The following is a 1499-nucleotide window of genomic DNA, read 5'->3' as shown; positions in this document are numbered from 1 at the left end:
GTCGACGCTGACCTCGGGCACCGACTTCCTCGACAACAACTCGGCGAACAAGGTGATCGGCGTGCTCACGACCGCGAGCTCGACGCTGCGCTCGGAAGCGTCGACCTTGGGCTCGAACCTGTCGGTGGTGCAGATCCGTCAGGACTTCAACAAGAACCTGATCAACGTGCTGCAGACCGGTTCGTCGAACCTGACCTTGGCCGACACCAACGAGGAAGCGGCGAACAGCCAAGCGCTGTCGACCCGCCAGTCGATCGCGGTGTCCGCGCTCTCGCTCGCCAACCAGTCGCAGGCCAGCGTGCTGCAGCTGCTGCGCTGATCCGCAGCACCAACGCTCGACATCAGATGGCGGCGGGGGAAACTCCGCCGCTTTCGCGTCTTGAAGGGCCTGCGACGTGATGGTGCAGCTCAAACGAAGAGCCCGGCTCTGCATGTGCAGCGCCGGGCTCTTCGTTTCGGCCGTGGCCGCGCGGCTCAGGCTGCGGAGCTGACCGGTTTCGCCGCCTGGTCGGCTTGCTGTTCCGCCAATTGTTCGGCTTGCGCCTGCTCGAGCAGCTTCTTCTCAAAGGCGACCAGCTTCTTGGCTTCCTTCAGCGCCTGATAGAGATCGCCGTTGAGGATGTGGCCGTTGATGGCCTCGATGATCGGCCAGGCGCTCGGCACCGTCGTGATGATGTCGCGCAGCAGGTTGAAGTAAGTGCCGTGGTCGGCATCCGCGCCGGGCGAGATGTACATCAGCTGGACGGCGAGATAGACGAGCTTGGCCGGCGTGTCGGCGGTCTCCGGCGTGAGAATGTCCTTTTCGCGCAGGATCGGAATGTTGTCGCCGTCGATCAGCAGTCGCGCCCGCTGGTCGGTGTTGGTGATCACGCACGAGCCGATGATGATTCGCTCATGCGGCTTCAGTTCGACTTTCAGGGCCATTCTCGTCCTCCGTTGCCGCGATCGGCGCGGCGCCGAACCTGCTCCGGCGAGGCCGCAATTCATGTGGCCAGTCTAAAATCGCGTGAACAGTCTGCGCGCGCGATCGCCCGGCGCGCAGCGATCCTTTCCGAACATGGTTAACGCGCGGTAAATGGCCGGTCCGCTTGGTAAATGTCAGGTGTTTTCAATGCGATCGCCTGACCATGCGCGGAGCGTCACGTGCGTCGCCGGTATCGCATGCGGCGGCTGAGTCGCGCCGCTTCACCGTTTGTTAGCCACTCCCATTTACCTTGATCCACGTCGCCCGGTTGCGAAGTCGATGCGGGCACAACCGACCCTGAAGGGTTCGGTCGTTTGAGTCACACCAGAAGGGTATGAAAATGTCAGGCATTGTTCTCTCGGCGTCGGTGCGCCAGAATCTGCTTTCGCTCCAGTCGACGGCTCAGCTGCTCGCCACCACCCAGAACAATCTCTCCACGGGCAAGAAGGTCAACTCGGCGCTCGACAATCCGACCAACTTCTTCACTGCCCAGGGTCTCGACAACCGCGCTTCCGACATCTCCAATCTGCTCGAT

General features: G+C 62.2%; 2 protein-coding genes and 1 pseudogene. 2 read left to right on the top strand and 1 reads right to left on the bottom strand.

Going from position 1 to position 1499, the window contains the following annotated elements; all coding sequences use genetic code 11:
• Nucleotides 1-319: flagellin (locus NLR35_RS34125; RefSeq protein WP_257170922.1), on the top strand; the 319-nt coding region annotated here is incomplete at its 5' end.
• Nucleotides 320-474: 155 nt separating this feature from the next.
• On the opposite strand, the gene flbT is transcribed toward NLR35_RS34125, so the two are convergent.
• Complete coding sequence (flbT, locus tag NLR35_RS34120) at nt 475-924, bottom strand: flagellar biosynthesis repressor FlbT (protein WP_257170921.1); 450 nt, start codon at nt 922-924, stop codon at nt 475-477.
• A gap of 380 nt (nt 925-1304) precedes the next feature.
• On the opposite strand from flbT, the pseudogene NLR35_RS34115 reads away from it, so the two are divergent.
• Nucleotides 1305-1499, top strand: a pseudogene (locus NLR35_RS34115) (flagellar protein); the annotation flags it as partial.

It is taken from the genome of Bradyrhizobium sp. SRS-191 (genome assembly GCF_024586915.1).
Lineage (GTDB): Bacteria > Pseudomonadota > Alphaproteobacteria > Rhizobiales > Xanthobacteraceae > Bradyrhizobium.
Note: the sequence above shows the minus strand (reverse complement) of the source record. Positions and strands in the feature narration are given on the sequence as shown.

Coding starts and splice junctions, on each gene's coding strand:
- flbT (WP_257170921.1), bottom strand. CDS start 924: ATGGCCCTGAAAGTCGAACTGAAGCCGCATGAGCGAATCATCATCGGC.